The sequence below is a fragment of the Actinomadura roseirufa genome, from assembly GCF_900659635.1.
In the GTDB taxonomy this organism is placed as follows: Bacteria; Actinomycetota; Actinomycetes; order Streptosporangiales; family Streptosporangiaceae; genus Spirillospora; species Spirillospora roseirufa.
Genome location: NZ_CAACVB010000345.1, coordinates 1 through 6,854, shown reverse-complemented (window position 1 = coordinate 6,854; position 6,854 = coordinate 1). Strand labels below are relative to the sequence as shown.

The window sequence follows — 6,854 nt, the reverse complement described above, 5'->3', positions numbered from 1 at the left end:
CGGCCGGCCCGTGCACACGTCCAGCCCCGTCCCGGCCAGCCCGTCGCGCGCCGCCAGCCAGTACGCCGCGCGCAGCAGCTCCTGGGACGGGTCGGGCGCCCGCTCGCCCGCCTCCACCGCGGTGACCGCGACCTGCACCAGCGCGCGGACCAGGGCGGCGAACACGGCCGCGTCCGCCGCCGTCGGCGCGACGTCGCCGAGCCGGATCTCCAGGGTGGGCAGCCGCGCCGACGGCCGCACGTCCCAGAAGATCGTCCCGGTGTCCATGAGGGCGCCGCAGCCCAGCAGGGTCTCCACCAGCTCCAGGTAGTGGGCGTGGGACTCGAAGAAGGGCGGCGGCCCGGCCACCGGCCAGCGCGCCCACGACAGGGCCCGCCAGCAGGCGTGGCCGGTGTCGCGGCCCGCCCAGTACGGCGAGTTCGCCGCGAGCGCCAGCAGTGTCGGCAGCCACGGGCGCAGATGGTTGCTGACCTGGACGGCGCGCTCGCGGTCGGGCATCTCGACGTGCACGTGGCAGGAGCAGATGCACTGCTCGTCGTCCAGGCCGCGGTAGGTGGCCAGGCTCTCGGCGTAGCGGGCGCCCGCGGTGATCGGCGCGGGGACGAGGTCGCCGAGCACCGGCGTCCCGGACGCGGCGAGCCGCACGCCCTCCGCGGCCGCGGCGTCGGCCATCGCCGCCCGCATCGCGTGGACCTGCTCCTCCAGCTTGCCGAGGTCGTCGCACGGCGGTGTCTTCGCCTCGACGAGGAAGCCGACGAGCTCCGTGGAGGCCCGCTCACCCAGCGCGAGGGCGGCGCGGCGCACGACGGCCGCCGCGCGGGGCACGACCTCGCGGGAGCCGGGGTCGACGACGAAGTACTCTTCCTCGATACCGAACCTGGGGGCCATCCCACCACCTCGGGTCGGGAGCGGCGCGGACGGCAACGCCGCTTCGACCGTACGTGCCCGGCGGCGTGTTCGCACCTGCGAGCGTCTCGCAGGCGGACCGGAACTGCGGCCGCCGGCCCGTCACGGCGGGGGAGGCGGGCGTCACTCCATGAAGAAGTACATGGACAGGGCGATGAGGTGGGTGACCACGACCACGCCTATGCCGAAGAAGAAGAGCATTTTGGCGGGCCCGTGGGGAAAGACGGTGCCCGGCTTCAGCGGCCCCCGCTCGCGCTGACGGGCGGCGATGCGCTCCTCGATCGGGGGCCGGTTGAACATCGCTACGCCCGGGGCTCGTCGACGACGACGTCGGTCATGATGTCGACGGCCCAGCCGATCACGCAGCCGAGCGCGATGACCGCCGCGCCCGCGCCGAACACGATCCAGTTCGGGCCCATGACGAGCGCCGCGCCGCCGATGGCGAACCCGATGAAGATGATGGCCACGGCGACCCAGGACTTGGGGCGCCCGGCGTGGCTGCCACTCGACATTCTTGGTCTTCTCTTTTCGGCCTCGGTTGGGGGGATACGACGCTGAACTCTAGCAACGCCAGGGGCTCGGGGTCCTTCTGGGGTGGGCGCCGGGGGCGCGGCCTCCGGTTCACCGGGACCCGGCCGCGATCGGCATGTAGGCGCTCGCTTACCATCCAGGGCATGACGGTGCCGCCTGAAAAAATCGATTTGGCCGCCGCCTTCCCCCCGGCCGAGCGCGACCGGTGGCGGGAGATGGTGAAGAGGGTGCTGCGCAAGTCAGGCGCGGCGACCGACGACACCCCCCTCGCAGAGATCGAGGGCCTGCTCACCCGCGAGTCCTACGACGGGGTGCCGATCGCGGCGCTCTACACCCGCGAGGACGCCCCGCCGGGGCGGCCGGGGCCGGCGCCCGGTCCGCGCGAGGTGCGGCCCGAGGGCGAGGGCCTGGCGGGCTGGGACGTGCGGCAGCGGCACGCCGACCCCGACCCGGCGGTCACCCGGGAGGCGATCCTCGCCGACCTGGAGAACGGGGCGACCTCGGTCTGGCTGGCGCTCGGCGCCGCGGGCCCGCCCGTCGCCGCCCTCCCCGAGCTGCTGCGGGACGTCCTGCTCGGTCTCGCGCCCGTCGTGCTGGAGGCGGGGGAGGAGACCGGCGCGGCGGCGGAGGCGTTCCTCACCCTGGTCGCCGGCCGCGGCGAGGAGGCCGCCGCCGCGGGCAACCTCGGCGCCGACCCGCTCGGCCTGCTGGCGCGCACCGGCACGGCGGGCTCCCTGGACGAGGCCGCCGCGCTCGCCGTCCGCTGCGCCCGCGAGTTCCCGCGGCTGCGCGCGGTCGTCGCCGACGGCACCCCCTACCACGACGCGGGCGGCGCCGACGCCGACGAGCTCGGTGCCGTGGTCGCGGCCGGGACGGCCTATCTGCGCGCCCTCACCGCCGCCGGGCTGAGCGTCGAGGAGGCGTTCGGGCAGATCGAGTTCCGGGTCGCCGTCACCGCCGACCAGTTCTCCTCGATCGCCAAGCTCCGCGCGCTGCGCCGGCTGTGGACGCGCGTGGCGGAGGTCAGCGGCGCGCCCGACGGCACCGCCGCGCGGATCCACGCGGTGACGTCCTCGGCGATGATGACCCGGCGCGACCCGTGGGTGAACATGCTGCGCACCACCGTCGCGACGTTCGCGGCCGGGGTGGGCGGCGCCGACGCGGTCACCGTCCAGCCGTTCGACGCCCGCCTCGGCCTGCCGGACGGCTTCACCCGCCGCATCGCCCGCAACACCCAGACGCTCCTGCTGGAGGAGTCGAGCCTGGCCCGGGTCGCCGACCCCGCCGGGGGCTCCTGGTACGCCGAGAGCCTCACCGAGGGCCTGGCGCGGGCGGCCTGGGAACGCTTCACCGAGATCGAGCGCGCGGGCGGCCTCGCCGCCGCCCTGGAGTCGGGGACGCTCGCCGGGCGGCTCGCCGCGACGTGGGAGCGGCGGCGCGCCGACATCGCCCGGCGCGAGGCGCCCCTGACCGGTGTCAGCGAGTTCCCGAACCTGGCCGAGACGCCGCCCGCGCGGCGTCCCGCGCCGCCGCGCCCCGGCGGCGGCCTCCCGGTCGTCACCTACGCGCAGGACTTCGAGGCGCTCCGCGACCGCTCGGACGCCCACGCCGAGGCCACCGGCGCCCGGCCCAGGATCTTCCTGGCCGCCCTCGGCCCCGTCGCCGCGCACACCGCGCGCGCGTCGTTCGCGGCGAACCTGTTCCAGGCGGGCGGAGTCGAGACCGTGAGCGGCCCCCCGGCCGAGTTCGGGGCGTCCGGCGCCTCCGTCGCCTGCCTGTGCTCCAGCGACCGGATCTACGGCGAGGAGGCCGAGGACGCCGCCCGCGCCCTGCGCGACGCGGGGGCGGTGAAGGTCTGGCTCGCGGGTAGGGGAACCTACACGGGGGTGGACGCGACCGTGGCCGCCGGTTGTGACGCGGTCGCCGTGCTGGAGACGACCCTCCACGACCTGGGAGTGAAGTGATGATCCCCGACTTCAGCGACATCGAGCTCGGGGCGGCGCCGGCCGCCGACGAGGCCGCCGAGAGGTGGCGGAGCGCCGTCACCGAGGCCACGGGGAGCGACCCCGACGCCCAGACGTGGGACACCCCCGAGGGCATCGGGGTGCGGCCCCTCTACACCGCCGACGACCTGGTGGGCCTCGACTTCCTCGACACCTACCCCGGCATCGCGCCGTACCTGCGCGGCCCCTACCCGGCCATGTACGCGACCCAGCCGTGGACGATCCGGCAGTACGCCGGCTTCTCCACCGCCGAGGAGTCCAACGCCTTCTACCGGCGCAACCTGGCGGCCGGGCAGAAGGGCCTGTCGGTCGCGTTCGACCTGGCCACCCACCGCGGCTACGACTCCGACCACCCGCGCGTCGCGGGCGACGTCGGCATGGCGGGGGTGGCCATCGACTCGATCTACGACATGCGGCAGCTCTTCGACGGCATCCCGCTGGACCGGATGAGCGTGTCGATGACCATGAACGGCGCGGTGCTGCCCGTCCTGGCGCTGTACATCGCCGCGGCCGAGGAGCAGGGGGTGCCGCCCGAGGCGCTGGCGGGGACCATCCAGAACGACATCCTCAAGGAGTTCATGGTCCGCAACACCTACATCTACCCGCCCGGGCCGTCGATGCGGATCATCTCCGACATCTTCGCCTACACCTCGCGGCGGATGCCGAAGTACAACTCCATCTCCATCTCCGGCTACCACATCCAGGAGGCCGGGGCCACCGCCGACCTGGAGCTGGCCTACACCCTCGCCGACGGCGTCGAGTACCTCCGCGCGGGCCGCGAGGCCGGACTGGACATTGACGCGTTCGCGCCCCGCCTGTCCTTCTTCTGGGCGATCGGGATGAACTTCTTCATGGAGGTCGCCAAGCTGCGCGCCGCCCGGCTGCTGTGGGCGCGGCTGGTGAAGGGCTTCGACCCGGCCGACCCGAAGTCGCTGTCGCTGCGGACCCACTGCCAGACGTCCGGCTGGTCCCTGACGGCCCAGGACGTCTTCAACAACGTGGCGCGCACCTGCGTCGAGGCGATGGCCGCCACCCAGGGCCACACCCAGTCGCTGCACACCAACGCGCTGGACGAGGCCCTCGCGCTGCCCACCGACTTCTCGGCGCGCATCGCCCGTAACACGCAGCTCCTCCTGCAACAGGAGTCGGGCACGACCCGCACCATCGACCCGTGGGGCGGGAGCGCCTACGTCGAGCGGCTCACCTACGACCTCGCCCGCCGCGCCTGGGGCCACATCAGCGAGGTCGAGCAGGCGGGGGGAATGGCGAAGGCCATCGACGAGGGCCTGCCGAAGCTGCGCATCGAGGAGGCCGCCGCGCGCACGCAGGCCCGCATCGACTCCGGCCGCCAGCCCGTCATCGGGGTCAACAAGTACCGCCCGGACGTCGAGGAGGACATCGAGGTCCTCAAGGTCGACAACGCCTCCGTCCGCGAACGGCAGATCGCCAAGCTGCGCCGGCTGCGCGCCGAGCGCGACGAGGACGCGGTCCGCGCCTCGCTGGCCGCGCTCACCGGCGCCGCCCGCGCCGCCGAGGACGGCACCCGCCCGTCCGACCTGGAGCACAACCTGCTCGCCCTCGCCATCGGCGCCGCCCGCGCCAAGGCGACCGTCGGGGAGATCTCCGACGCCCTGGAGCAGGCGTACGGGCGGCACGCCGCGCAGATCCGTACCATCTCGGGTGTGTACCGGGAGGAGGCCGGCGACGTGACGGCGATCGAGAGCGCGCGCGCGGCGACCGCCGCGTTCGAGGAGGCCGAAGGGCGCCGCCCCCGCATCCTCGTCGCCAAGATGGGACAGGACGGCCACGACCGCGGCCAGAAGGTCATCGCGACCGGCTTCGCCGACCTCGGCTTCGACGTCGACGTGGGCCCGCTGTTCCAGACGCCGGCCGAGGTCGCCCGGCAGGCGGTCGAGGCGGACGTGCACATCGTCGGGGTCAACTCGCTGGCCGCCGGTCACCTCACCCTGGTCCCCGCGCTGCGCGCGGAGCTGGCCGGGCTCGGCCGCGACGACATCATGATCGTCGTCGGCGGGGTCATCCCGCCGCAGGACTTCGACGAGCTGCGCGCCGCCGGCGCCGCGGCGATCTTCCCGCCCGGCACCGTCCTGGCGGACGCGGCGGCGGGCCTGCTCGCCGACCTGACCGCCAGGCTCGGGCACGCGGCCTCGTGAGGCACGGGCTCGCGGACTACGTCGAGGGCGTGCGGGACGGGTCGCGGGCGTGGGTCGCGCGGGCGATCACGCTCGTGGAGTCGACCCGTCCCGACCACCGGGAGCTGGCGCAGCGGCTGCTGGCCGAGCTGAGCCCGCACGCCGGCGGCGCCCGCCGCGTCGGCGTGACCGGTGTTCCGGGCGTCGGCAAGTCGACGTTCGTGGACGCGCTCGGGACCCGGCTGACCGGCGCCGGGCACCGGGTCGCGGTGCTGGCCGTCGACCCGTCCTCCACCCGCTCGGGCGGCAGCATCCTCGGCGACAAGACCCGCATGGCGCGCCTCGCCGTCGACCCGGCCGCCTTCATCAGGCCCTCGCCCACGGCGGGGACGCTCGGGGGCGTCGCCAAGGCGACCCGCGAGGCCATGGTCGTCATGGAGGCCGCCGGGTACGACGTCGTCATGGTCGAGACGGTCGGCGTGGGCCAGTCCGAGACGACCGTCGCCGAGATGGTCGACTCGTTCCTGTTCCTCACCCTCGCCCGCACCGGCGACCAGCTCCAGGGCATCAAGAAGGGCGTCCTGGAACTGGCCGACGTCATCGCGGTGAACAAGGCCGACGGCGACCACGCCCTGGAGGCCCGGCGCGCGGCCCGGGAGCTGTCCGGGGCGCTGCGGCTGCTGCGCGGCGGCGAGCGCACGCGCGACGTCCCGGTGCTGACCTGCAGCGCCCGGGAGGAGACCGGCCTGGACGAGGTCTGGCAGAAGATCGTCGAGCACCAGGACGGGCTGCGCGCCTCCGGCGAGCTGGAGGCGCGCAGGCGCCGCCAGCAGGTCGGCTGGACGTGGGCGATGGTGCGCGACCGGCTGCTCGCCGAACTGCGCGCGCACCCCGCCGTGCGCGAGCTGGCACCGGACCTGGAGCAGCGCGTCGCCGACGGCAGCCTGCCCCCGGCGCTCGCCGCCGACCGCATCCTGGCGGCGTTCTCCCGGGGCGGCTGACCGGGCCGTCCCGGTCACGGCGGGTCACGGGTTGGCCAGGGCCCGGCCGCGACGGGCCGGTATCCGGTACAAAAGTCCAATGGACGTCATCGCGCTCGATGATCCGACGGACGAGCAGATCCGGGAGTGGCACGACGTGCTCATCGCGGTGCACGCCGCCGACCCCGGCGGCGAGCCGGCGCCCGAGCGCGAGCGGACGGCGCTGCGGCTGCTCGGCGCCGAGCCCGGGTCGCGGCAGCGGCTGTGGGCCGTCCCCGAGG

6 protein-coding genes and 1 pseudogene are annotated in these 6,854 nt (G+C 74.9%); 4 read left to right on the top strand and 3 right to left on the bottom strand.

Annotated elements, in window-relative coordinates:
- The 3 genes from E1291_RS37320 to E1291_RS37315 all read right to left on the bottom strand — a co-directional run.
- Positions 1 to 888: carboxylate-amine ligase (locus E1291_RS37320; RefSeq protein ID WP_131742766.1), on the bottom strand; the 888-nt coding region annotated here is incomplete at its 3' end.
- A 141-nt stretch (positions 889 to 1,029) separates the two neighbouring features.
- Complete coding sequence (locus E1291_RS42725; RefSeq protein ID WP_165495481.1) at positions 1,030 to 1,206, bottom strand: hypothetical protein; 177 nt, start codon at positions 1,204 to 1,206, stop codon at positions 1,030 to 1,032.
- Between the two features lie 2 nt (positions 1,207 to 1,208).
- A complete protein-coding gene (locus E1291_RS37315; protein WP_131742765.1) occupies positions 1,209 to 1,418 on the bottom strand; it encodes an HGxxPAAW family protein in 210 nt (69 codons plus the stop codon).
- A gap of 162 nt (positions 1,419 to 1,580) precedes the next feature.
- Here E1291_RS37315 and E1291_RS37310 point away from each other — a divergent pair, with 162 nt between their 5' ends.
- The 4 genes and pseudogenes from E1291_RS37310 to E1291_RS37295 form a co-directional block, all read left to right on the top strand.
- Positions 1,581 to 3,401 carry a methylmalonyl-CoA mutase family protein gene (locus E1291_RS37310; protein ID WP_131742764.1) on the top strand — a complete coding sequence of 607 codons (1,821 nt, stop codon included), beginning with the start codon at positions 1,581 to 1,583 and terminating at the stop codon, positions 3,399 to 3,401.
- A complete protein-coding gene (gene scpA / locus E1291_RS37305) occupies positions 3,401 to 5,614 on the top strand; it encodes a methylmalonyl-CoA mutase (RefSeq protein WP_131742763.1) in 2,214 nt (737 codons plus the stop codon). The genes E1291_RS37310 and scpA overlap by 1 nt, the downstream gene beginning before the upstream one ends.
- Positions 5,611 to 6,594 carry a methylmalonyl Co-A mutase-associated GTPase MeaB gene (gene meaB / locus E1291_RS37300; protein ID WP_131742762.1) on the top strand — a complete coding sequence of 328 codons (984 nt, stop codon included), beginning with the start codon at positions 5,611 to 5,613 and terminating at the stop codon, positions 6,592 to 6,594. Before scpA ends, meaB begins: the two co-directional genes overlap by 4 nt.
- A 79-nt stretch (positions 6,595 to 6,673) precedes the next feature.
- Positions 6,674 to 6,854, top strand: a pseudogene (locus tag E1291_RS37295) (GNAT family N-acetyltransferase); the annotation flags it as partial.